Consider the following 22,372-nt stretch of genomic DNA (forward strand, 5'->3'; position numbering starts at 1 on the left):
CTGAGCTCAGCTGGTGAGCATTGACTCCTGCTGCTTCACCAGCTCAAAGAATTCCTGCTTCAAGCTGGGATCGTGGCGAAAATCGCCGCGCACCACGGAGTTCACCATGCTGGTCTGGGGCTCCTTGACGCCGCGCCACTTCATGCAGTAGTGCTGTGCCTTAACCAGGATCGCCAGACCCTGGGGCTGGCAGAGACGCTCAATCTCATCGGCCAGGATCATGACGGCCTCCTCCTGGATGTGGGGACGGGAGAACACCCAATCGGCCACACGAGCGAATTTGGAGAGGCCGATCACCCGATCGCCTGGCTTGATGCCGATCCAGCAACTGCCAAGAATCGGAACCAGGTGATGGGAGCAAGCCGAACGCACCGAGATCGGACCGACGGTGTAGATCTCGTCGAGCTTTTTGACGTTGGGGAAGCTGGCAATCTTGGGCTGCTTGTGATAGCGGCCTTTGAACACCTCGTGTAGGTACATGCGAGCGACACGCTCTGCCGTTTCCTCGGTGTTGTGGTCGTTATCGATATCGATCACCAGACTGCGCAACATCTCGCGCACTTTTCCTGCCACCTCGATCTCGAGCTGCTCAAGCTCCCCCTCTTGGAGATGATCGGCCAGGTTGTCATTAGCGAAGAAGGAGACCCCGGCCTGCTGCAGGCGCTCACGAATGCGCAAGCTGACAGGTGCCGGACCCACTTCAGGCGTAAGGGCACGATCCAGCGGGGTGGAGGAAAATGTGGAGGTCATGGAAGACTCAAAGAACACCGGTTGCGGGCATCAGGGTGAGATCCTCCACCAGTTGAGACGGAGGCTGCTGGGCCAGAAACAGCAGAGCTTCAGCGGCCTGATCTGCTGAAAGCATGGCACGCCGATCGAAGGAAGCGTGGACGGTTTCCGTCCCCCACAGGGGGGTATCCACGGCACCGAGGGTGAGCGTGCTCACCCGGATGCCATGGCTACGTTCCTCTTCGGCGAGGCAGCGGCTGAACGATTCAAGCGCTGCCTTGGTGGCGCAATAAGCGCCCCACTCGGGGAAGGCGCGGCGGGCTGCGTGGCTGCTCACGTTGATGATCTGTCCTCCACCGATCTGACGCATGGCGGGAAGCACCGACTGGCAGACCTGGAAGACGCTGGTGAGATTCAACTGCCACAACCATTGCCAGTGCTCCAGTGTCATGGCGGCAAGCTCGCCGGTGTAAGCCGCGCCAGCGTTGTTGATCAACACGTTCGGCGCCGCATGGCTTGCCAGCAGTGCGGCGACGGCCGGCGCGATGGCGCTGGGATCAGCAAAATCCACGGTGGCAATCCCCACCTGCCTTCCCCTTTGCCGGAAGGGTTCAGCCACGGCTTCCAGATCCTGGAGCGTGCGTGCCATCAGCAGCAGATCCCAGCCAGCGCCGGCAAAGGAGCGAGCTGCAGCAGCTCCGATGCCCCTGGAGGCACCCGTGATCAAAACCGACGGCAAACCGAAACCGCTCCTGCTGAAACCCTAAGAACCCACGGTGGAATCCGTGGTACCGGCACCGAGCACCCGGCCCATGCGACGGAACTTGTCGTAGCGCTGCTGCAGAAGCTCCGCCTCGCTGAGCTGGCCCAGTACGGCCAACTGCTCGATCAAGGCGCTCCGGAGTGTGTCCGCCGCCTGCATCGGCCCCCAGTGATTGCCGCCTGAGGGCTCATTGAGCACAACATCGATCAACCCGAGTTGCAGCAGATCCGCTGCCGTGATCTTCAAGGCGGTGGCAGCGACAGGGGCTTTGGCCGCATCACGCCAGAGGATGGACGCGCAGGCCTCAGGGCTAGCCACGGTATAGACGCTGTGCTCGAACATCAGCAGCCGATCGGCCACGCCGATGCCCAACGCACCACCGGAGCCACCTTCACCGATCACGGTGGCGATCACCGGCACCCGCAGCCGGAACATCTCGCGCAGATTGACGGCGATCGCTTCCCCCTGGCCGAGCTCCTCGGCCAGAACCCCTGCATAGGCGCCCGGAGTGTCGATGAAGGCGAGGATCGGCAGCCGGAAACGATCGGCGTGCTCCATCAGCCGCATCGCCTTGCGATAGCCGCCAGGGGAAGCCATCCCGAAGTTGCGGGCCACGTTCTCCTTGGTGTCGCGGCCCTTCTGATGGCCGATCAGCACCACGGGCTGATCACCGATGCGGCCGACTCCACCCACCAGAGCCTGGTCGTCGGAGCCTCGGCGATCGCCATGCAGCTCCAGCCACTCATCGGTGATCACCTGGATGTAATCCAGGGTGCTGGGACGCTGCGGGTGGCGGGCCACCTGGATCTTCTGCGCCGGAGTGAGGGCGCTGAAGATGTCCTCGCGGCGTCGGGCGGCAAGGGTTTCCAACTGAAGAAGTTGCTGGCTGACATCCACTTCGGAATCCTTTGCCAGCTGCCGGATCTGCTCGATCTGCTCCTCGAGCTCCACGAGCGGCTTCTCGAAATCAAGCAGGGGGCGTCGGGCCATGGGGTAGGGGGAGGCGGGAGTAGCGAGCCGAAAGGGTCAGGCGACGGCGGCGGCCAGTGGCTGCGGGACCACCGGCTCGAGGCCGAGCGGTTGGAAGCCATGGCGGAGGGACGCGTTGCCAATCTGTTCCATCGACTCGACGCTGATGTTGTTGCGGCCCCAGCTGAAGTTGGTATGCCAGCCTTCGAATTCCAGCAGCATCGCCTCTGCGAAACAGGCAAACATCTGGCGCTTGGGATTCTCCATTTCGGCAACTTCCATCATCTGCCAGTCGATGTCGTTGAAGAACTCCACCACGCCACCTTTTAGCACGTGCACACCATCACCGGCCGCCTTGGTGTCGAGGTTCTTTGGGTAGCCGCCATCGATCATTAGACAGGGGTGCTGCAGACGCTCACGATCGATCGTGAGCGTCTGGGGCAGGCTGGCAACCCAGACCACCACATTCGCCTCTGCCAGGGCGTCTTCAAGCGGAAGAATGCGGCCGCCTCCGAGCTCGCTCTGCAGATCCAGCAGGCGTTGACGCTGCCGGGCCACCAGCAGGAGCTCACCCACGCCGGTGCGCTGGCTCAGCCAGCGGCACACCCCACTGCCGATGTCGCCGGTGGCGCCCACCACCGCCACCTTGGCGGTGGAGAGATCAATGCCGAGATGCGGAGCGTTGGTTTCAACCTGGCGGCAGATCACCCAGGCGGTGTGGGTGTTTCCAGTGGTGAAACGCTCCCACTCCAGGGTGGTGGAGCGAATCTGCTGAAACTTGGAGAGATCAAAGTTCTCGAAGATGATCGAGGTGAAGCCGCCCAGCGCCGTGATCGCAATGCCGCTCTTCTGGGCGAGCTCCATGGCGTTCTGAACTTTGCGCGTGGCCGTCTTGAAGCGGCTCAGCATCTCCGGCACGAAGCAGGAGTCGATGTAGACCCCTTGGATGGTTTTGCCCGTGAGGCTGGTGACACAGACCGTTTCCAGCAGCTGAGGCGGCGCGCTGCACCACACGTCCAGATCGCCGGCGGCGAACTCGTCGTAGCCGAGAGCTCCGGCCTTGCGACGCGCCTCTTCGAAGCTGCTGGAGTGACCGATCAGACCGAACATGGGAGATGCGTACCCTCAGGCTGAGGGGAAGGTGGCGGGGGCCACAGGGTTGCGCACGCTACATCGGCGGTTGCGAACCGAGGCAGCTGCAGGGTCCATGTACAGACGGAGGGCCGAACCCCGATCCAGCCACCAGACCCCCTCCTTGAATCAGCCGATCAGGGCGGCAGCGGCCATGCGGGCGATCTCGCGGGTGGAGAAGCCGATCTCGGTGAGCGCTTCCTGGTAGGCGATCAGGAAATCTTCGATCAGGCTTTCTTTCTCCATGCCGAGCACGGCTGCGTCACCAGCAACCTCTTCGAGCATGCGGCGCACGAGAGGGAGATTGTCGCGGTTGGCTTGCTCAAGCTCAGCGCGGGAGGCTTCAAGGTTGGCTTTCAGCCACTCCTGGCCGTAGTTCAGGTGGGTGTATTCATCACGCACCACACCCTCAGTGATCTTGCGGGCGAAAGGATCAGCGACCGGAATGTAAATGTGATAGGCCGAGATAGCGAAGGCCTCAATCAGCAGGGCCTGAATCAGCAGACAGGTCACCACCTTGCCTTCAGCCAGGGCCGCCTGGAAGTTGCCGTGCAGCGGCAGGAAGAAGCTCTTGGCGAAGGGCATGTCTGCCGTGACGCTCAGATTGCGGGCACAGGCCTGGAAGCCCTTCATGTGCTTCAGCTCCATCCGCGCCAGGCGGGCCAGTTCCTCCGCCTCATCGGGAAGCAGGGTGCCAAGGGAGATGTAGTTGTCGTGGGCTTCCTGCTCACCCTCGATCACAATCGCGTTGATGCGGCTGTAGGCGTCTTTGTAGAGGTCGGTGGTGAAGTCCGGCAGTCCGGCAAGATCGGCCCCGGCCTCCTCGCCGGCTCCAAGGGATGACGTCTGAACGTCAAGGCTGGCCGCCGGAGTGTCGAGCGCAGGCATCGAGGACAAATCGTGAAGGCTTCGACTGTAACCACCGCCGGCCATCTCTGGTCTGCCGCCGTTCAATCGCTGCGTAAGCGCCCACGCGGTGGCCACGGGCTGGCCAGCAGGGATTCCAGCCGCTGACACCAGCCCGCCACCAGCCGCTCGAACAGTTGCTCGCCAAGGGCGGCGCTGGCGCCACGTGCATCGCCCACCACCCCCGTGGCCGACACATCCGCCGTGAGCCAGGCGTACGGCACGGCGCCCTCCAGGCTCCAGCCGCTGGGGGGTGGGGGCTGCAACTGACCGTCGCAGGGGCGCTCGGGCCCCACCCACTGCGGCTGCAGGTGCAGCATGAGGCTGGTTTCGGCCAGGCCGGCGTGCAGACCATCGCTGCGTTCGGGTTCAGGCAGCAGGGCGCCGATCCCTTCCGGACCGCTCCAGAGAAAACAGGGCAGCACCGCCAGTGCCGGATGGGCGGCGCGCAGCTGGCGGGCAGCCACCTGCAGCAGGGCGATCTGGCCGCCGTGGGCGTTGAAGAGCACAAGGCGCTGAAAGCCGGCGGCCGCCAGCTGGGCACCGATCGTCATCACCTGGGCGATCAGCAGCTCAGCCGGCAGGCTGCAGGTGCCGGGGAAGGCAGCGTGTTCAGGTGAGAAGCCGAACCAGGACACCGGCAGCCGCCAGATCGGCAGATCGTCCGCCAGGCGGGCAAGCACGGCATCGGCCACCCGATCGGCGAAGAGAGCATCGGTGCCGAGCGGCAGGTGAGGACCGTGCTGCTCGACGGCGCCGAAGGGCCAGAGCACGGTGCTTCCCGGGCGACTCGCCGCCGCACGCACCTGAGGCCAGCTGAGCCGTTCCAGCGCTCGCTCCATGACCCAACCCTTGTGTTCGGCCCTGATCCTTACAGTGGGCAACTGTCTGCTCCCTTGGACCATGGCCGGCTCCGGCAACCAGCAGCCGCGACAGCCCCGGGAAGGAAGCCGGCGTCCCGTGCCCCCGACGGCGCCGCGGCAACCCGCAGGAGCTCCGGTGCGCAAGCCCCCGCAGGTGTTGCACATCAGCCGCAAGGACGACGAGCCGGTGGTCGACACCAGTGCCCCGATCGCCGCTGATCCGCCCACACCGGTGGCTGCTCCCATGGCCGTGCGGCCGGCGCCCCAGGCCCCGGAAGCCGCCGCCATCTCCGACGACGACCGCTTCGAGACCGCCAGCCTCGAAGGACTGACGATGGCCGATCTGCTGGGGCCCGCCCCGGAAACCGGCCGCAAAGCGGCACGCAAAACAGCGCCTGCGGCAGCAGCGGCGCCCGGCCAGCCGGCGGCGCCGGCCCGTCAGGTGGACGATTTCGATTTCGACGAAGAAGCCTTCCTTGCCGCGCTTGACGAAAACGAGCCGGTGGGCGTTTCCGGCGAGGTGGTGCCCGGGGTTGTGATCGGCGTCGAAAGCGATGGGGTGTATGTGGACATCGGCGGTAAGGCGCCGGGCTTCATGCCCAAGAGCGAATGCGGCCTCGGTGTGATCACCAACATCAAGGAACGCTTCCCCAAAGGTCTGGCGGTGGAGGTGCTCGTCACCCGCGAGCAGAACGCCGATGGCATGGTCACGATCAGCGCCCGCGCCCTCGCTCTGCGCCAGAGCTGGGAAAAGGTGCGCCAGATGGAGAAGGAGGGCAAGGTCGTGCAGGTCAAGGTGACCGGCTTCAACCGCGGCGGTGTCACCTGCGACCTCGAGGGCCTGCGTGCCTTCATCCCCCGCTCCCAGCTCCAGGACGGCGAAAACCACGAGCAGCTGGTGGGCAAGACCCTCGGCGCCGCCTTCCTGGAGGTGAGTCCCGACAACCGCAAGCTGGTGCTCTCCGAGAAGCGCGCCTCCACAGCGGCCCGCTTCTCCGAAATCGAAGTGGGCCAGCTGGTGGAGGGTCAGGTGGTGGCGGTCAAGCCCTATGGCCTGTTCGTGGATCTCGGCGGGGTGAGCGGCCTGCTGCACCAGTCGTGCATCACCGGCGGCACCCTGCGCGAACTGCGCGAGGTGTTCGATCAGGGCGATCGGGTCCAGGCAATCGTCACCTCCGTGGACCCCGGCCGCGGCCGCATAGCCCTCAACACCGCCCTGCTGGAAAACCAGCCGGGTGAACTGCTGATCAACAAGGAACAGGTGCTGCTGGAAGCAGGCGATCGAGCCAACCGGGCCCGCCTCACCCTGCGGCAGCAGGAGCAGGCGCCGGAATGAGCGGTCCTGCCACCGCAGCACCCAGCGCCGACTGGGAACTCGACTACTACTCCAGGCCCGTGCTCGAGGCCGATGGCAAGAAGCGCTGGGAGTTGCTGATCTGCAGCACCCCGGCCTTTGGGAACTCCCGGTCGGCGTTCCGGTGGGTCAAGGTCTGTCCGGCCACCAGCGTGAATTCGATCTGGCTGCAGGAGGCGCTGGCCGAGGCCCTCACCGCCGCCGCCGCCGAGGGCCTGGCAGCGCCGCGCCGGTTGCGGTGCTGGCGCGCCTCGATGCGCACCATGGTGCAGCGTGCCGCCGACGCCATCGGCCTTGAAACCGTGCCGAGCCGGCGTTGCTACGCGCTGATCGAGTGGCTGCAGGAGCGGGAGCAGCAGGTGTATGCCATGGAGGAGGGCTTCATGGCAGGTCCGCTGGCGCCTGCCCCGCTGCCGCCCCAGGCGCCGGCCATGCTGCTGCCGGAAGCGGTGCGCGGCGACAGCTGGAGCTGGGCCACCCTCAGCGTGGCCGACCTGCGCGAAGCCGCCGGCTGGGACGTGGGCTTCGATGGGCTGGTGCCCCTGCCCGCCCAGCTCAGCGACACGGCATCCGTACCTGGCATCCGGGTGTTCAGTGCCCGACGCTCCCTGGCGATCGCCGGCTGGGTGGCCGGGCTTGAGCCCGTGCGCCTGCGTCTCGATGCGGGCGCACTGGTGCTGGAGGCGGGGCTGGAGAACAGCTGGCTGCTGGGTCGCCTGGACCCCGCCGAGGCGGAAGCCGCCCAACAGGCCTTCGTGGCCGCCCGGGACGAGGCCGGTGGGTTGCAGTTCCTCGCCATCCAGAGCGACGAGCGCTCAGAGCGGTTCGAAGGCTTCTGGCTGCTGCGCGATCTCCCTGCCGGCTGAGCGCCACTCCATGGCCGAAGCCACCACGCCCCCCTTTGATCGCACAGACCTGGGCTTCAATGCCCTCGCCGGCTGGACGTGGGTGGGCACCTACGGGGGCTATTACCTGCAGGCCGATCTGCTCTCCGGCTTCGAGCACGGCTTCTTCAGCCGCCAGTGGAGTGGCCGGGGGCCCGACGAGTTGGCCGGCTTCATCAGCGCCGGGGTCAGCGTTCACCGCACCCGTCAGATTCACGGCGCAGCGGTGGTGCCTGCCGCGGCGGCCATCGCCGAGCCCTGGCCCGAGGCTGATGGGCTGGTGAGCGATGCGGGCGGCCAGAGCCTGTGGGTGTGCGGCGCCGATTGCACGCCCGTGCTGATCGCCGATCTGGGCAGCGGTCAGGTGGCAGCCTGCCACGCCGGCTGGCGGGGGGTGGCGGGGCGGATCGTGCCGGCGGCGATCGAGCGGCTTGAAGCCGGCGGCAGCCGGCGCCACGACCTGCGGGTGGCCCTGGGCCCGGCCATCAGCGGCCCGGCTTACCAGGTGCACCGCTCCGTCTCCCTGCAGGTGGCCGCAGCGGTCTCTCCTGCTCCCTTGCCCAGCGAGACAGCCCTTGAGCAGCTGGCGCAAGCCGGTGCCCGCCAGGCCGATGCCCACCCCGATCACGACCGCCTCGACATCCGCCGCGCCACCGCTGCCCAGTTGCGTGCGGCCGGACTGCATGACGAGCAGATCAGTGTCTGCCCGCTCTGCACCAGCTCGGAGCCGCTGCTGTTTCACTCCTGGCGCCGGGACCAGGTGAAGGCGGTGCAGTGGAGCGGCATCGTGTCCCAGGGCTACGGCCACAGCTCCAGCTGATCGGGATTGACCCGGCCGCTCGAGCCCCGCCGGTGGCGCGACGCAGCCGCCGGGCGCGTGGGGCCCGGGCGCACCCCAGGGCGAAACCAGCTCTCGAGCGCAACCTGCGCTGGTGGGTCGAGTGCGGCGAGCTCCAGCGGTGGCGGGAACAGCTCGGCCCGCTCCTGCTGGGCCCAGGCCACCACCGCCGCAGGGAGGCGATCGGCCCCGAAGGGCACCGGCTGGCCCGGCATCGCCGCCATCTGTCGGGCGGGGTTCAAGGCCGGATCCGCCGCCTCGCGCCGTGCCGCCAGCTGGCGGATCCGCTCGCGACGGGCCTGCTCGTAGCTCAGGATCGGGGCAGGGTAAGCCGCCATCGGCGGCGGACAGGCCAGCTGGTCATTGGTGAGCTCGGCCAGCTCGGGCAGCCAGCGGCGGATGAACAGCCCCTGGGGATCGCAGCGCTGCACCGCCACCGCCCCCGGGTGGTAGATGCGGGTCCAGGCCTGCGCCTCCCGCTGGGTGACACCGGCCTGCATCGCCCACTGGTAGTGATCGATCGGGCAATCGCCATCGATCAGGTGGCGCATGAAGTGCAGGGCCCCGAAGCGCCAGTCGATGCCGCAGAGATTGGCCAGGAAGCTGGCATAGATCGCCCGGCTGCGGAAGTTCAGCTCCTGCCAGCCGCCTGAACCGCGCAGGCAGCGGGCAGCGGCGTCAACCATGGGAAAACCGGTGCGCCCCTCTTTCCAGGCGGCATAAAGCTCCTCGTTGAACGGCCAGGGTTCCTGATCGAAGCAGCGCCAGAGGGAGCGCAGCTCCAGCTGAGGCAGATAGCGGAAGCGTTGGGCCATCGATGTGCCCCAGCGCAGGCGGCTGATCAGCTGCCGGGCACTGCGCTGCCGGCGATCGTCAGGGTGAGCGACCAGGGGGGCCAGCCGGGCCACCACCTGGCGCGGGCTCAGCACGCCGAACTTGAGATGGGGACTGAGGCCGCTGGTGACCCTGGCCGAGGGCACGCTCAGCTCCCAGTAGTAGGTCTGAGCCGCCGGACCTTCGAGGAAGGTGCGGAGCAGGGACTGGGCCGCCGCGCTGCCGGCCGGCGGCAGCGGTTTGCCATCGGGCTGCAGCCCCAGCGCTTCAAGGCTGGGTACCGGCAGATCCGCGAGCGGATCGGCGGGATCGGTAGGCCGGTCGGGATCGGCTGGAGCCGGCACCATCAACTGCCTGGGCGCCGGTAGGGGCGTGCGGGCCACTGCCTGCTGCCAGAGCTGGCGATAGCGGGGATAGGGAACCAAGGCGTCCACTGCTCCCACCGGCTCGACCCAGCGGATCGGCACAGCGGCGGCGGCCAGCAGGCGATTGACCCGGGCGTCACGCACACGCCCCACGATCCGCTCGCTGTCGGTGTGGGCCATCACGCCAGTGGCGCCGCCCTCCCGAACCAGCCGCAGCAGCTCAGCGGCCGGATCACCGAAACGCACCAGCAAGCGGCCGCCCCGTCGCCGCAGGTCTTGGTCGAAGGCCTGCAGCGTGGCCAGCAGGAAAGCAACGCGGGCCACACCGGTTTCCGGATGAAACAGGAGCTGACGGTCCAGAACGAACAACGGCAGCACCGTGCCGAGGCGGCTGGCCTCCAGCAGCGGCTGGTGATCGCTGCAACGCAGATCACGGCGGAACCAGATGATCGTGCGGGTCAAACTCGAGGGGGAAACGACAAGCCACAGCGTGGGGCATGGGAACCACCAGCCGCGAATCCTCACGGTGCATGGGCGAGATAGCGATGAGCATGACCAGATGAGGTGGTCGATGCGCCCTGAAGGACCGCAAAAACCCTTGCATCAAACAAACGTTTATCAGATAATGAGAAGGTTCTGGGTGAAAGGCCAATGTTGAGTGGCGCCGACCTTCTCGCCAAAGTCAAGGAGATGGGGGATGCAAGCAAATCCGACATCGTGCGGGCCTGCGGCTATGTCTCCACAAAGAAGAACGATAGTGAGCGCCTGAATTTCACAGCCTTCTACGAGGCACTGCTCAATGCCAAGGGGGTGGATTTCGGGGCCAATCCAAAGGTAGGAAAAGGCGGTCGCAAGCTGAGTTTCACCACAAAGGTTCAGTTCAACGGCAACCTGATGGTGGGCAAGGCCTATACCGCCCTGCTCGACCTGAAACCGGGGGATGATTTCGAGATCAAGCTGGGGCGCAAGCAGATCCGACTCATCCCGCTGGGCTCCGACGACGAAGACGAGTGAGCGCAACGGCTTCGGCCACTTTGATGCCGTCGATTGCCGCAGAGAGGATCCCCCCGGCGTAACCAGCCCCTTCCCCTGCCGGGAAGAGCCCCGCAATGTTGAGGCTCTGGAAATCATCCAATCGGGGAATTCGAACCGGCGATGAGGTGCGCGTTTCCACCCCGGTCATGACGGCCTCGGGTGCCGCAAAGCCGGGAATGGAACGCTCGAACGCCGGCAGGGCCTCCATCAGCGCCTGCACGGCGAACGGGGGCAGGCAGGCGCGCAGATCGCCGTAGCGCACCCCCGGCGCGTAGGAGGGCTGGGGGGCCGTCGCCGACAGGCCAGACGCCGGGCCAGGCGGGTGAGAATCCGGGGCAGAAGGAGCAACGGCCAGGTCGATCTCTTCCGCTCCGCTGGCCAGGAAATCGCCCAGGCGCTGGGCGGGGGCGTGGTAGGTGGAGCCCGCCGCGTGGAAGGCCGCCGCCTCCCAGTGGCGCTGAAACGCGACCCCCGCCAGGGGGTCGCCGGGCGCCTTGCCATAGGGCGCCAGGTCTTCGAGGCCTACCGTCACAACGATGGCGCTGTTGGCGTTCCGTTCGTTGCGGGAGTGCTGGCTCATGCCGTTGGTCACCACGTGGCCCGGCTCCGAGGCGGCGGCCACCACGAGCCCGCCGGGGCACATGCAGAAGCTGTAGACGCTGCGGCCGGCGCTGCCGTGATGCACCAGCTTGTATTCGGCTGGTCCAAGACGCCGGTGGCCGGCGAAGGGCCCCCAGCGGGCCCGATCGATCAGCTCCTGGGGGTGCTCGATCCGCACGCCGATCGAAAAAGGCTTGGCTTCGATCGCCACCCCCACAGCCTCCAGCATCGCGAAGGTGTCCCGGGCGCTGTGTCCCACCGCCAGCACCACGTGGTGGGCCGGCAGCACGGAACCATCGGCCAGCACCACCCCAGAGATGCGCTGCTGCCTGCCACCCTCACCGTCACAGGGCTCCAGCACGAGGCGATCGACGCGGCTCTGGAAGCGGATCTCACCCCCCAGCGCCTCAATGCGGGCCCGCAGCCCACGCACCACGGTGGCCAGCTTGAAGGTGCCGATATGGGGGCGCTGCAGGGTGAGAATCTCCGCATTCGCTCCGCAGGCCACCAGCTCCTCCAGCACCTTGCGCCCGTGGTGCAGGGGATCACGCACCTGGCTGTAGAGCTTGCCGTCGGAGAAGGTGCCGGCGCCACCCTCGCCGAACTGCACATTGGATTCCGGGTCGAACGGACGCTGATGGCGCCAGAAGCCGAAGGCATCGGCAGTGCGTTCCTTCACCGGTTTGCCGCGCTCCAGCAGCAGCGGCCGAAAGCCCATCTGGGCCAGCAGCAGGGCCGCGAAATAGCCACAGGGACCGGCGCCGATCACGATCGGGCGATCCTGGGGGTCGGCGGCGTCAGCCTTGCCCACGAAGCGGTAGGTGGTGTCCGGGGTGGGCCGCAGGTGCGGATCGTTGCGGAAGCGGCGCAGCAGCGGTTTCTCGTCGGCCAGCTCCAGATCCACGCTGTAGCTGAAGCGGATCTCCGCCTTGCTGCGGGCATCCACGCTGCGCTTCACCACGCGGTGGCCGAGCAGAGCGGCCGCGGGAAGCCCCAGCCGCCGCAGGATCGCCTGGCGCAGATCCTCCTCCCCGTGATCGAGAGGGAGCTTGACTTCGCTAAGCCGCAACACAGGATCTGCCACCGCGCCTGGCGCGGCCTGACGCACCCCCTCATTCCAACAGTCCGTGCCCCGCTCGCACAGGCCGAGTCGCGCCGGCCCGGCCGGCCGGTTGCCGCCGGAAGGGTTGCAAAGCTGTGCGCCCCAACCCATCCACCACCAACCGAGACCAAGCGGTGCCAGGGTGGGGGGACTTCCCGCTTTCGCATGGGACTCACCCACTGCCCCCTCTGCGTCGCTCTGGCGGTGTTCAGCGCGGTGCGCTTCAGCGCCCATGCCGTGCTGCTGTGGCAACTGGTCCGCCCCGCTCCCGCGGCATCTGGTGGGCGCCCCTCGCGCCTGCGCTGGCAAGGCGTCTAGCGTCCGGGGCCAGCCGCTCGCCCGCCTCCATGGCCCTGCATGCCACCTATCTCGGTGCCAATGGCTGGTTGCTCGAGTTCGGTGCCCTGCGCGTGCTGGTGGATCCCTGGCTCACCGGCCCCCTGGAGTTTCCACCTGGCCCCTGGTTTTTCCGTGGCAAGTTGCCGCAGGAGCGTCCCGCTCCCTTGCCGGTCGATCTGCTGGTGCTCACCCAGGGGCTGCCCGACCATTGCCATCCCGCCAGCCTGGCGCTGCTCCCGCCGACCACTCCGGTGGTGGGGTCTCCCGCGGCGGTGGCCCGCGCGCGCGCGCTTGGCTTCACCCAGCTCACCGCCCTGGCGCACGGCGAAAGCCACTGCCACGAGCAGCTGCGCCTCACGGCTTCGCAGGGGGCTCCGGTGCCGCAGCCGGAAAACGGCTACCTGTTCGACCATCCAGGCGGCCGTCTCTACCTGGAACCGCATGGTTTCCTTGATCCCAGCCTGCCGGAGCAGCCGCTGGACGCCGTGATCACGCCTGTGGTGGATCTGGGTCTGCCGCTGGTGGGGGCGTTCGTGAAGGGCCAGCAGGTGCTGCCCCAGCTGGTGGAGCGTTTCAAGCCCCTCACCGTGCTGGTGAGCACCACCGGCGGGGATGTGCGCTTTGAGGGTGCCCTGAACCGGCTGCTCTGGCTAAGGGGATCGCTGCAGGCCGCGGCGGCGATGCTGCCCGAGGGGTGCCGGCTGATCGATTCAAGGGCCGGCGAGCGCTACCGCCTGGAGCAACGCCAGCCAGCCGCCGCCGTGGCCCATGCTGGTGGTGCCAGTTCAGGCACCGCCGCCAGCTGACGCGACCAGTGAGCTCAGCCGGCGGTGATGAGCAGCATTTCCGCCAGCAGCGCGGTGCAGGCTCCCAGCAGGAGGCAACGAAACCCCTTGCCGAGCAGGCTGTTGAGCAGGATCGCTTGCATCGGGATCATGGTGGGGCCTCGAAGGGAAAGGGGGCGGGCGCGGGGGTCAGGCGGCAGCGGCGCGCAGGCTGATCACAGCGGCAATCGGCACAGCGAACGGGGGCGAGCCGCTGCGGGTGAGCGGCCAGCGGCGCACCCAGCAGCGGTCGTCGATGTCATCGACGCTCACCACCTGGAAGCTGGTGCCGGCCTGGCTGGCCAGAAGCACAAATTCACCGGGTTGAACAGACATCAGCAGAAGAGGGGAACGGGAACGCAGGCCTCGCTGGTGAGCGACGGCGTGAGCCAACACAGAAGGGAGAAGGTTGACCCCCGAAATGTATCGGAAGATTGCGAACAGTTGACAGCCAGTCACATCGCAGTCGCATGAGTCGGCAAATGCGGATCATGACTGTCGGCCGATCGCGGCACTGGCACACTGGCGCTTGACCCAGTGCCTGCCCAGCCCAAGCAACGCCAGCGGCTGTAGATGCGCCTGTCCAGCCTTGCCGGTACCCGGCAGTCAGCGCTCGGGTCAGCTGTCTGGCTCGTCTTCCAGCAGCAGCGAATGGAACTCGCGATACAACTGCTCGTGCTCGCGGATGGCGGCGGCAGCGGGGGCGCCCGCCAGGGGGGTCCGGGGCGTTCGGGCGGGGCCAAGGCCCCCAGGAACCGCCGCTGCTGCTGCTGCTCCAGCAGGCGCACCCGCCGGCGGCTGCTGGCGCTGACGCTCCCGCCTGGCGGTCTCGAGCGTCGCAAGACGCTCCATCAGATGGGGCGGCACCAAGCCATCGGGGCTCGCTTTGATCAGCTCATGAAACAGCTTGTCCGGGTCCTGCTCGGTTTCCACCGCATGCAGCCGCTGCTGCGGCGCGGCAGCGGGGCGGGCCTGCGGGGCCGGCAAGGGCTGGGGAAGCTGGCGGCCCAGCTCCCGAAGCCGCTCAAGGCTGCGGGGATCAAAGCTCATGGCACGGAAGGAGGACCATCAGGCGCAGCCGAGGCTGGCGCGGGTGGAGCGGCCGGTGACGGGGTTGGTGCCGGTGGCATCGAGGCAGAGCTTCTTCAGCACATCGGCCCGGAAGGGAACATTGGTGAAATCAGCGCCATCGATCTTCACCGCGTTGAACTTGGTGTTGAACGCAAAGGCATCTTCCAGTAAGGCGTCGCGCAGGTCGGTGCCATCGAGCACCGCGGAGTCAAGAGTGGCCTCACGCAGGTCGGCGCCATGGAGATCAGCATCCTGCAATTTCGCGCCGAACAGGGTGGCCCCCCGCAGATCGGCACCGGAAAGATCGGCCTCGCGCAGGTTGGTGAGGCTGAAGGTGACGCCGCGCAGATCGCTGCCATGAAAATCGGCGCCGATCAGCACCTGCTTGGCATAGTCCATCGCCGCCTGGGCAGGCGCCGCCGGCAATAGCGCCACGCCCAGCGCCAGCACCAGCACCAGCAGCAGCGAAGCGAGCCAGGAACGGCAAGGAAGTCCGGCGCGGCAGCGCAGCGGGGAGGCCATGGCAGCAAGGGACAGAGAGGGAACCCTAGGAACACACGCCTTGGCCGTTCGTGGAAGGAGCCCGACCGCAACAGAGCGCCGACCGGGCGCGCAGCCGTTGCACCGTGCCCGGCCGCTGGGCGGAGCAGCGGGCGCTGCGGCTGCTGCAGACGCGAGGCTGGCGGCTGCTCTCTCAGCGGTGGCAGTGCCGATGGGGCGAACTCGACCTCGTGCTGCTGAAGCCGGGCCGGTTGCTGCTGGTGGAGGTGAAGGGCCGGCGCCGCAGCGGTGCCGATGGCTGGGGCAGGGCCAGCGTGACTCGACGCAAACGGCAGCGGCTGGCGGCCGCCTGGTCGTGCTGGCTGTGCGAACACCCCTGTTGGAGGCACCTGCCGGTGGAAGCGGTGTGCGCGCTGGTGCCGCTGCCACCGGCCCGGGCACCGGTGTGCTGGCTGCGGCTCGAATGGTGAGCGCGGGTGGTCCGCTCAGGGGCTGGACAGGCCAGCGGGGGCGGGCGTGCTCGTGCCGGGAACCGACGGATCGGGAACGGTGAACTCCACCGTGCAGCGGTAGCGGGTGTTGTCCATTCCCACCGAAAAGTCTTCGCAGCGCGTGCTGGTGACCGTGGCGCCCGCCGGCACCTGCTGCATGGCCCTTTGTTTGGCGTTGTCACGGTCCCAGACGGAATCGGCGGTGGCGCTGCCAGCCAGCGCCGGACCACTCAGCAGGGGCATGGCCAAAGCGCCGATCCAGCCGACCCAGGCCAGTGAATGACGGCCAGGGTGCGCTATGTGCCGCGCCCGGCTTCGGATGAGCGCTGCAGGGCTCACGGCAGCCGGCGGGACGCCAGCGGACCTTGAGGTCAGCGGAATCACAACGGCCTCAGGGAAGCCAGTCGTGGCCGAAGCCGCCGATGCCACTGGCTCCACCCGCTCTGCGGGCTCAGCGTGTTCAACGGGTGCCATGGGTTCAACGCGTACCAATGCAGCCATCGCCCGGTCCCCGTCACTGCACCTTCTCTAGCCGCACCGGAAGGCAATGTGGGAGATCTCACGCCCAGGGTCATGACCTTCAGCGGCCACAGGGCCCGCAAACGCTTCGGCCAGCACTGGCTCACCGATGCCGGCGTGCTCGATCGCATCGTGCGGGCGGCCGAACTCGACGTCCACGACCGGGTGCTGGAGGTGGGGCCGGGCCGGGGGGCGCTGACCGAACGGCTGCTGCAAACCCCCCTGGCCAGCCTCACGGCAGTGGAACTCGACCGCGACCTGGTGGTCGGCTTGCGCCAGCAGTTTGGCGGCGATCCCCGCTTCTGCCTGCTGGAGGGGGATGTGCTTGAGCTTGAGCTGCCGTTGGCCACCAAGGTGGTGGCCAACATCCCGTACAACATCACCGGTCCGCTGCTGGAGCGGCTGGTGGGCCGGCTCGACCGCCCTGCCACTACGGCGTACTCGCGGCTGGTGCTGCTGGTGCAGCAGGAGGTGGGGGAACGCATCCGCTGCCGTGCAGGCAGCAGCGCCTACAGCGCCCTGAGCGTGCGCATGCAGTTGATGTCCCGCTGCAAGGGCGTGTGCGCCGTGCCCCCTCGCTGCTTTCAGCCGCCGCCCCGGGTGCACTCGGAGGTGATCGTGATCGAGCCCTTGCCACTGGCGGAGCGGCTGCCCGTTTCCGTGGCCGCCACGGTGGAGCGGCTGCTGCGGCGCTGCTTCGCAGCCCGGCGCAAGATGCTGCGCAACACCCTGGCGGGCCTGCTGCCGGCGGAGGCACTCAGTGCCCTGGCCGCTGCCGCCGGCATCGATCTGCAGCAGCGCCCCCAGGACCTGGAGCCCCAGCGCTGGGTGGCGTTGGCGGAGGGCTTGAATCAGGCCGAAGCCTCGGCGCCAGCCGCCCCTCTCAGCGCAGACAAGGCGAGCCTCCATCCCGATCCGTAGCCCAACGCAACCCATGGCAGCACTGAGCCGCAGCCTCACCGTTCTCGCTCCCGCCAAGATCAACCTGCACCTCGAAGTGCTCGGGTTGCGGCCGGATGGCTTCCACGAGCTGGCGATGCTGATGCAGAGCATCGATCTGGAAGACCGGCTGGTCCTGCACGAACGGGACGATGGCCGCCTCCAACTGAGCTGTGACCGCCCGGGACTGCCCACGGACGGCACGAACCTGATCAGCCGCGCCGCCCTGCTGCTGCAGCAGCGGCTGGAGGGGCCGCTGCGGGGCGCCGACATCCACCTGGAAAAACGCATCCCGATCGGAGCCGGGCTGGCGGGAGGGTCGAGCGATGCGGCTGCCGCCCTGGTGGGCCTGCACCAGCTCTGGAACATGAATCTCCCCCCGGCGAGCCTGCTGGAACTGGCGGCGGAGCTGGGCTCCGATGTGCCGTTCTGCCTCGCCGGGGGGAGCCAGCTGTGTTTCGGGCGGGGAGAGCAGCTGGAGCCGGTGCCGGCGGCAGCCGATCCCCTGGCCGTGCTGCTGATCAAGGATCCAGCGGTGAGTGTGTCGACGCCGTGGGCCTATGGGCGCTGCCGGGAGTTGCGCGGCGACTTCTACCTCGACTGCGAGGCCGACTTCGAGCAACGCCGGGAGCACCTGCGCGGCGGGCCGCTGCTGGCCGCCCTGCGGGGAGAGCGCGGATTGCCGCCCCTGCGCAACGATCTGCAGGCCGTGGTGGAGCCGGAGCAGGCCAGCGTGCGCGAGGGCCTGGCTCTGATGCGCGGCCTGGCCGGCACCCTCGGCGTGGCGATGAGCGGATCCGGGCCCAGCCTGTTCGCTCTGTTCAGCAACGCCGCTGAAGCCGCTGCGGCCCAGCAGCAGCTCGCTCCGGCCCTGCAGGCCGCGGGGTTCGACGCCTGGTGCTGCCGCTTCACGCCGGCAGGTGCCAGGGTCATCAGCGATCAGGCCATGCCCCCGGCCGGCTCCGTCCCCGATCCCGACGCCCCACGATGAGCGACCCCCAGCAGACCGACCCCGGCAGCGCCTCCGGCAACAGCTCCAGCAGCGGCATGCCAGCGGCCGCCGCCTCACCCACCGCTCCGCCCCGCAAGGGGCCGCTCAGTTTCCTCTCCGGTGCCGTCACCAGCGGCGCCCTGGCCTGGGTGAGCCTGCTGCTCAGCCAACGGGTGGTGACCTACTTCGCCCTCCATCCGCCGCACTACAGCAAACCGTTCGCCCAGAGCATCGGCACCGCCATGAAGACCCTGATCGTGGGCATGAGCTTCCTGGCCACCTTCAGCTTCGCCTTCGTGGGCCTGGGCCTGTTCCTCGTGTTCATTCGCAGCCTCTTGCCCGCCAGCTCCACCGAGCCTTCCTAAGGTTGCTGCCACCACCGGTTCCCCCACCGCTGCGATGACCCCTCACGATCTCGGCCTGCTGGCCCTGCTGCTCTCGCCGGGGATGATCCTGTCGGTGCTCCTGCTCGCCACCTTCGCGGCCGGCGGCTGAGCGGCACCGGCTTCACCCTGGCAGCCCTCAGACCAGCGAGCCTGCACCTCCCCTCCAACGCAGCGAGGCTGCGACTGGCGGGCCTGAGATAAGTTGGCCCCACTTCCGGCACCTGCGCCGGGTCCGCATCTCCCCTGTGGCAGAAACCCTTCTGTTCAACGCCCTGCGCGACGCCATCGACGAGGAGATGGCAAAAGACCCCACCGTCTGCGTGTTCGGCGAAGACGTGGGTCAGTACGGCGGCTCCTACAAAGTCACCAAGGACCTCTACGAGAAATACGGCGAGCTGCGCGTGCTCGACACCCCGATCGCGGAAAACAGTTTCACGGGCATGGCCGTGGGCGCCGCCATGACCGGCCTGCGGCCGATCGTGGAGGGCATGAACATGGGCTTCCTCCTGCTCGCCTTCAACCAGATCTCCAACAACATGGGGATGCTGCGTTACACCAGCGGCGGCAACTACACGATCCCCACGGTGGTGCGCGGCCCCGGCGGAGTGGGGCGTCAGCTCGGGGCTGAACACAGCCAGCGGCTTGAAGCCTATTTCCATGCCGTGCCCGGCATCAAGATCGTTGCCGTCAGCACCCCCACCAACGCCAAGGGCCTGATGAAGGCCGCCATCCGCGATAACAACCCCGTGCTCTTCTTCGAGCACGTGCTGCTGTACAACCTCAGCGAGGAGATCCCTGAAGGCGATTACATCTGCGCCCTTGATCAGGCCGATGTGGTGCGTGAAGGCAAGGACGTAACCATCCTCACGTATTCCCGCATGCGCCACCACTGCCTCAAGGCAGTGCAGCAACTCGAAGCCGAGGGTGTTGATGTGGAGCTGATCGATCTGATCAGCCTCAAACCCTTCGACATGGAGACGATCAGCCGATCGATCCGCAAGACCCATCGGGTGATCGTCGTGGAGGAGTGCATGAAAACCGGTGGCATCGGCGCCGAGCTGATCGCCCTGATCACCGAACACTGCTTCGACGATCTCGACGCCCGTCCCCTGCGCCTCTCCAGCCAGGACATCCCCACCCCCTACAACGGCGGTCTGGAGAACCTCACGATCATTCAGCCCAGCCAGATCGTGGAGGCCGCCCGGCGCCTCAAAGCAGGCACCCTCTGAGATGGCACGCCAGCAAGGATGGGTGGCCCTGATCCTGGCCCTGGCGATTGCCGCCGGGGTTGTCCTGGTCACGTTTCCGCTTCAGCTCGGCCTCGATCTGCGCGGCGGCAGCCAGCTCACCCTCCAGGTGATGCCGGCCGGCGCGATTCGGCAGGTGCAGGCCGAGCAGCTGGAAGCGGTGCAGGAGGTGCTCGATCGCCGCATCAACAGCCTCGGGGTGGCCGAATCCACCCTGCAGCGCGTCGGCGATGACCAACTGCTGCTGCAGCTGCCCGGTGAGCAGGATCCCAGCCGCGCCGCCAGGGTGCTGGGCACCACGGCCCTGCTGGAGTTCCGGGTCCAGAAACCCGGCACAGAGCAGGAAATGCAAGGGTTGCTGCGCCTGAAAACCCAGGCCTCCGCCGTGCTCGCCCGGCTGAAGAACAGGCGCCCGGCTGATCCTTCCACCCCCGGGCTCCCTCCGGGCGCCACGCCCCCGCCAGCCCCCAGCTTCCCCGCTGAGGAAATGGCCAAGGCCTTCAGCGCCCTGGGCCTGGAAGTCCAGGCGGGAGCCAGCGAAGCCGACCAGCTCGAACTGCTGCTGGCCGAAGTGAACAAGCGGATCGTGGCTCTCTATGAACCGGCCGCCTTCACGGGCCGTGATCTCACAGGAGCCGGTCGCCAACAGCAGACCAACGGCCCCGGCTGGGATGTCACGTTGAACTTCAACCGCGCCGGAGGGGAAGCCTTCGCACGCCTCACCCAATCGATCGCGGGCACCAACCGACTGCTCGGCATCGTGCTCGATGGACGCTCGATCAGCGAGGCCAGCGTGGGCGAACAGTTCAAGGCGGCTGGGATCACCGGTGGCGCCGCGAGCATTTCCGGCAACTTCACCGCCGAAGAAGCCCGGGATCTGGAGGTGCAACTGCGCGGTGGCTCCCTGCCCCTGCCGATCAAAATCATCGAAGTGCGCACCGTGGGGCCCACGCTCGGGGCCGAGAACATCCGCTCCAGCCTGGTGGCGGCCCTCGGCGGCCTGGCGCTGGTAGCCCTGTTCATGGTGGTGGTCTATCGCCTGGCCGGCTTCGTCTCGGTGCTGGCCCTGCTCCTCTATGCCCTGTTCAACCTCGCGGCCTACGCCCTGATTCCGGTCACGCTGTCGTTGCCGGGCATCGCCGGCTTCATCCTCAGCGTGGGCATGGCGGTGGATGCCAACGTGCTGATCTTCGAGCGGGTGAAGGAGGAGCTGCGCGGCGGCAACACCCTCATCCGCTCGATCGACACCGGTTTCTCGCTGGCCTTCTCCTCAATCATCGATGGCCACGCCACCGGCCTGATCAGTTGCGTGGCCCTGTTCGCCCTCGGCACGGGCCTGGTGAAAGGCTTCGCCGTCACCCTGGCGATCGGCCTGGTGCTGAGCCTGTTCACCGCACTCACCTGCACCCGCACCCTGCTGCGGCTGCTGATGAGCTACCCCTCGCTGCGACGCCCCACCTACTTCCTCCCGGGCAGCGAGCTTCCCTCCCCTGCCGCCTGAATTCCCATGAGCCCCACAGCCGCGGATTCAGTTCCGGCGATCCGTTACTTCCGCATCAATCGCCATCGCCGTCTCGCCTGGGCCGCCTCAGGAGCGGCTTGCCTGCTGAGCCTGATTGGCTTGCTGCTCAGCTGGCTGAATCCGTCGATCGGCCTGCCGCTGAGGCCAGGCCTCGACTTCACCGGTGGCACCCGCATCCAGCTGGAGCGGGCCTGTGGTTCCAGCTGCACTCCGCTCACGGCGCCGCAGGTGGAAGAGCAGCTTGCCCGGGTGAAGCTGCCCGAGGAGGCCGGGGTGGCCGCACCCCAGCTCGAGCGCGCCCCTCTGCAGGTGCTTGATGGCGGCCTCTCGATCGACCTGCGCATGCCCACCCTCAGTGCCGATCAGAGCACGGCCCTGATCGACCAGCTCAGCAGCCGGATTGGCCCGTTCCTTCCGGGAGACACCTCGGTGGAAACGATCGGTCCCACCCTGGGTGTCCAGCTGCTGAGGAGCAGTCTGGTGTCCCTGCTGGTGAGTTTCGCGGCCATCGCCGTCTACATCAGCTTCCGCTACGACCGCCTGTTCGCCTCCCTGGCCATCCTCTGCCTCGGCCACGATGTCCTGATCACGGCCGGGCTGTTCGCCTGGCTGGGCCTGGTGCTGGGCGTGGAGGTGGACTCGCTGTTCGCGGTTTCGCTGATCACGGTGGCTGGCTATTCCGTCAACGACACCGTGGTGGTGTTCGATCGCATCAGGGAGCAGAAATCCCTGCTCGGCCACCTTCCCATCGAGGATCAGGTGGATGTGGCCGTGGATGCCACGCTCACCCGTTCGCTCTACACCTCGCTCACCACCCTGCTGCCGCTGCTGGGCATGATCTTCTTTGGCGGCAGCAGCCTGTTCTGGTTTGCCGTGGCGCTCGCCACTGGAATCGCCGTCGGGAGTTGGTCGAGCATCGGCGTGGCGCCCACCCTGCTCAGCCTGATCACAGCATCGAACCGGGCGCGCAGCCCGCTGGCATGAGCCGCATTCCCTTTGTGCCGGTGGTGCTCGTGCTGCTGGCGCTGCTTGAACTCAGGACCGAATTCCTGCTGCTCAGTGATCACTTCACCATGGCCGCCGTGATCGCCGCGGTGAGCCGCCATCCCCTGCCGATCGGTGTGCTGGTGCTGGCGCCTGAGCTGTTCAACCGCTTCCGCTGAACGCAG

26 protein-coding genes are annotated in these 22,372 nt (G+C 67.4%); 14 read left to right on the forward strand and 12 right to left on the reverse strand.

What is annotated here, in order from left to right:
* Positions 1–6 precede the first annotated feature (6 nt).
* The 6 genes from folE to KBZ19_RS13120 all read right to left on the reverse strand — a co-directional run bounded on the left by folE (position 7) and on the right by KBZ19_RS13120 (position 5,340).
* On the reverse strand, positions 7–750 hold the full coding sequence (gene folE, locus KBZ19_RS13095; protein ID WP_094513189.1) for a GTP cyclohydrolase I: 744 nt from the start codon (positions 748–750) through the stop codon (positions 7–9).
* A gap of 7 nt (positions 751–757) precedes the next feature.
* Positions 758–1,468 (reverse strand): SDR family oxidoreductase, encoded by a 711-nt coding sequence (locus KBZ19_RS13100; protein WP_255101239.1) that lies wholly within the window; start codon positions 1,466–1,468, stop codon positions 758–760.
* 24 nt (positions 1,469–1,492) lie between these two features.
* The gene (locus KBZ19_RS13105; RefSeq protein WP_255101240.1) at positions 1,493–2,482 is read right to left on the reverse strand and encodes an acetyl-CoA carboxylase carboxyltransferase subunit alpha; all 990 of its coding nucleotides are present in this window, start codon (positions 2,480–2,482) and stop codon (positions 1,493–1,495) included.
* Between the two features lie 36 nt (positions 2,483–2,518).
* Positions 2,519–3,571, reverse strand: coding sequence for a long-chain acyl-[acyl-carrier-protein] reductase (locus KBZ19_RS13110; protein ID WP_255101241.1), 1,053 nt, complete (start codon positions 3,569–3,571; stop codon positions 2,519–2,521).
* A gap of 150 nt (positions 3,572–3,721) precedes the next feature.
* Positions 3,722–4,480: an aldehyde oxygenase (deformylating) gene (locus KBZ19_RS13115; protein ID WP_094513179.1), complete on the reverse strand. Its 759-nt coding sequence runs from the start codon at positions 4,478–4,480 to the stop codon at positions 3,722–3,724.
* A 62-nt stretch (positions 4,481–4,542) separates the two neighbouring features.
* Positions 4,543–5,340 carry a creatininase family protein gene (locus KBZ19_RS13120; RefSeq protein WP_094513176.1) on the reverse strand — a complete coding sequence of 266 codons (798 nt, stop codon included), beginning with the start codon at positions 5,338–5,340 and terminating at the stop codon, positions 4,543–4,545.
* 61 nt (positions 5,341–5,401) lie between these two features.
* Between KBZ19_RS13120 and KBZ19_RS13125 the strand changes: the two genes are divergently transcribed.
* From KBZ19_RS13125 to pgeF, 3 genes are read left to right on the forward strand one after another with little or no spacing between them, the layout of a single operon-like run.
* Positions 5,402–6,697, forward strand: coding sequence for a S1 RNA-binding domain-containing protein (locus tag KBZ19_RS13125; protein ID WP_255101242.1), 1,296 nt, complete (start codon positions 5,402–5,404; stop codon positions 6,695–6,697).
* The gene (locus tag KBZ19_RS13130; RefSeq protein WP_094513170.1) at positions 6,694–7,581 is read left to right on the forward strand and encodes a Tab2 family RNA-binding protein; all 888 of its coding nucleotides are present in this window, start codon (positions 6,694–6,696) and stop codon (positions 7,579–7,581) included. Before KBZ19_RS13125 ends, KBZ19_RS13130 begins: the two co-directional genes overlap by 4 nt.
* Positions 7,582–7,591: 10 nt before the next feature.
* Positions 7,592–8,419 (forward strand): peptidoglycan editing factor PgeF, encoded by an 828-nt coding sequence (gene pgeF, locus KBZ19_RS13135; RefSeq protein WP_255101243.1) that lies wholly within the window; start codon positions 7,592–7,594, stop codon positions 8,417–8,419.
* Here pgeF and KBZ19_RS13140 read toward each other — a convergent pair.
* The gene (locus tag KBZ19_RS13140) at positions 8,398–10,098 is read right to left on the reverse strand and encodes an FAD-binding domain-containing protein (RefSeq protein ID WP_255101244.1); all 1,701 of its coding nucleotides are present in this window, start codon (positions 10,096–10,098) and stop codon (positions 8,398–8,400) included. The two genes, pgeF and KBZ19_RS13140, sit on opposite strands and share 22 nt — an antisense overlap.
* Positions 10,099–10,287: 189 nt before the next feature.
* Here KBZ19_RS13140 and KBZ19_RS13145 point away from each other — a divergent pair, with 189 nt between their 5' ends.
* On the forward strand, positions 10,288–10,650 hold the full coding sequence (locus KBZ19_RS13145; protein WP_094513159.1) for an AbrB family transcriptional regulator: 363 nt from the start codon (positions 10,288–10,290) through the stop codon (positions 10,648–10,650).
* Here KBZ19_RS13145 and KBZ19_RS13150 read toward each other — a convergent pair.
* On the reverse strand, positions 10,616–12,343 hold the full coding sequence (locus KBZ19_RS13150) for an NAD(P)/FAD-dependent oxidoreductase (RefSeq protein WP_255101245.1): 1,728 nt from the start codon (positions 12,341–12,343) through the stop codon (positions 10,616–10,618). The genes KBZ19_RS13145 and KBZ19_RS13150 overlap by 35 nt on opposite strands.
* Positions 12,344–12,538: 195 nt before the next feature.
* On the opposite strand from KBZ19_RS13150, the gene KBZ19_RS13155 reads away from it, so the two are divergent.
* Complete coding sequence (locus KBZ19_RS13155; RefSeq protein ID WP_198948298.1) at positions 12,539–12,691, forward strand: hypothetical protein; 153 nt, start codon at positions 12,539–12,541, stop codon at positions 12,689–12,691.
* 29 nt (positions 12,692–12,720) lie between these two features.
* Positions 12,721–13,518, forward strand: coding sequence for an MBL fold metallo-hydrolase (locus KBZ19_RS13160; protein WP_255101246.1), 798 nt, complete (start codon positions 12,721–12,723; stop codon positions 13,516–13,518).
* A 168-nt stretch (positions 13,519–13,686) separates the two neighbouring features.
* On the opposite strand, the gene KBZ19_RS13165 is transcribed toward KBZ19_RS13160, so the two are convergent.
* From KBZ19_RS13165 to KBZ19_RS13175, 3 genes are all read right to left on the reverse strand, one after another.
* Entirely contained in the window at positions 13,687–13,872 is a 186-nt protein-coding gene (locus tag KBZ19_RS13165; RefSeq protein WP_094513153.1) for a hypothetical protein, read from the reverse strand.
* A gap of 282 nt (positions 13,873–14,154) precedes the next feature.
* Entirely contained in the window at positions 14,155–14,586 is a 432-nt protein-coding gene (locus tag KBZ19_RS13170; protein WP_255101247.1) for a hypothetical protein, read from the reverse strand.
* Between the two features lie 18 nt (positions 14,587–14,604).
* Positions 14,605–15,129, reverse strand: coding sequence for a pentapeptide repeat-containing protein (locus KBZ19_RS13175; protein WP_255101248.1), 525 nt, complete (start codon positions 15,127–15,129; stop codon positions 14,605–14,607).
* A 50-nt stretch (positions 15,130–15,179) separates the two neighbouring features.
* Between KBZ19_RS13175 and KBZ19_RS13180 the strand changes: the two genes are divergently transcribed.
* Positions 15,180–15,578 (forward strand): YraN family protein, encoded by a 399-nt coding sequence (locus KBZ19_RS13180; protein WP_255101249.1) that lies wholly within the window; start codon positions 15,180–15,182, stop codon positions 15,576–15,578.
* A gap of 15 nt (positions 15,579–15,593) precedes the next feature.
* Here KBZ19_RS13180 and KBZ19_RS13185 read toward each other — a convergent pair whose 3' ends face one another.
* Entirely contained in the window at positions 15,594–15,842 is a 249-nt protein-coding gene (locus KBZ19_RS13185) for a hypothetical protein (protein WP_198948297.1), read from the reverse strand.
* Between the two features lie 330 nt (positions 15,843–16,172).
* Between KBZ19_RS13185 and rsmA the strand changes: the two genes are divergently transcribed.
* From rsmA to KBZ19_RS13220, 7 genes are all read left to right on the forward strand, one after another.
* Positions 16,173–17,039: a 16S rRNA (adenine(1518)-N(6)/adenine(1519)-N(6))-dimethyltransferase RsmA gene (gene rsmA, locus KBZ19_RS13190; RefSeq protein ID WP_255101250.1), complete on the forward strand. Its 867-nt coding sequence runs from the start codon at positions 16,173–16,175 to the stop codon at positions 17,037–17,039.
* A 13-nt stretch (positions 17,040–17,052) separates the two neighbouring features.
* Positions 17,053–18,048: a 4-(cytidine 5'-diphospho)-2-C-methyl-D-erythritol kinase gene (gene ispE / locus KBZ19_RS13195; protein ID WP_255101251.1), complete on the forward strand. Its 996-nt coding sequence runs from the start codon at positions 17,053–17,055 to the stop codon at positions 18,046–18,048.
* A 56-nt stretch (positions 18,049–18,104) separates the two neighbouring features.
* Positions 18,105–18,413: a DUF3082 domain-containing protein gene (locus tag KBZ19_RS13200; protein WP_094513478.1), complete on the forward strand. Its 309-nt coding sequence runs from the start codon at positions 18,105–18,107 to the stop codon at positions 18,411–18,413.
* A gap of 266 nt (positions 18,414–18,679) precedes the next feature.
* The gene (locus KBZ19_RS13205) at positions 18,680–19,663 is read left to right on the forward strand and encodes a pyruvate dehydrogenase complex E1 component subunit beta (protein WP_255101252.1); all 984 of its coding nucleotides are present in this window, start codon (positions 18,680–18,682) and stop codon (positions 19,661–19,663) included.
* A gap of 1 nt (position 19,664) precedes the next feature.
* On the forward strand, positions 19,665–21,182 hold the full coding sequence (gene secD, locus KBZ19_RS13210; RefSeq protein WP_255101253.1) for a protein translocase subunit SecD: 1,518 nt from the start codon (positions 19,665–19,667) through the stop codon (positions 21,180–21,182).
* Positions 21,183–21,188: 6 nt separating this feature from the next.
* On the forward strand, positions 21,189–22,187 hold the full coding sequence (gene secF / locus KBZ19_RS13215) for a protein translocase subunit SecF (RefSeq protein ID WP_255101254.1): 999 nt from the start codon (positions 21,189–21,191) through the stop codon (positions 22,185–22,187).
* Entirely contained in the window at positions 22,184–22,366 is a 183-nt protein-coding gene (locus KBZ19_RS13220) for a hypothetical protein (RefSeq protein ID WP_255101255.1), read from the forward strand. Before secF ends, KBZ19_RS13220 begins: the two co-directional genes overlap by 4 nt.
* The last annotated feature ends 6 nt before the right edge of the window (positions 22,367–22,372 follow it).

Source organism: Synechococcus sp. L2F, assembly GCF_024345695.1.
In the GTDB taxonomy this organism is placed as follows: domain Bacteria; phylum Cyanobacteriota; class Cyanobacteriia; order PCC-6307; family Cyanobiaceae; genus MW101C3.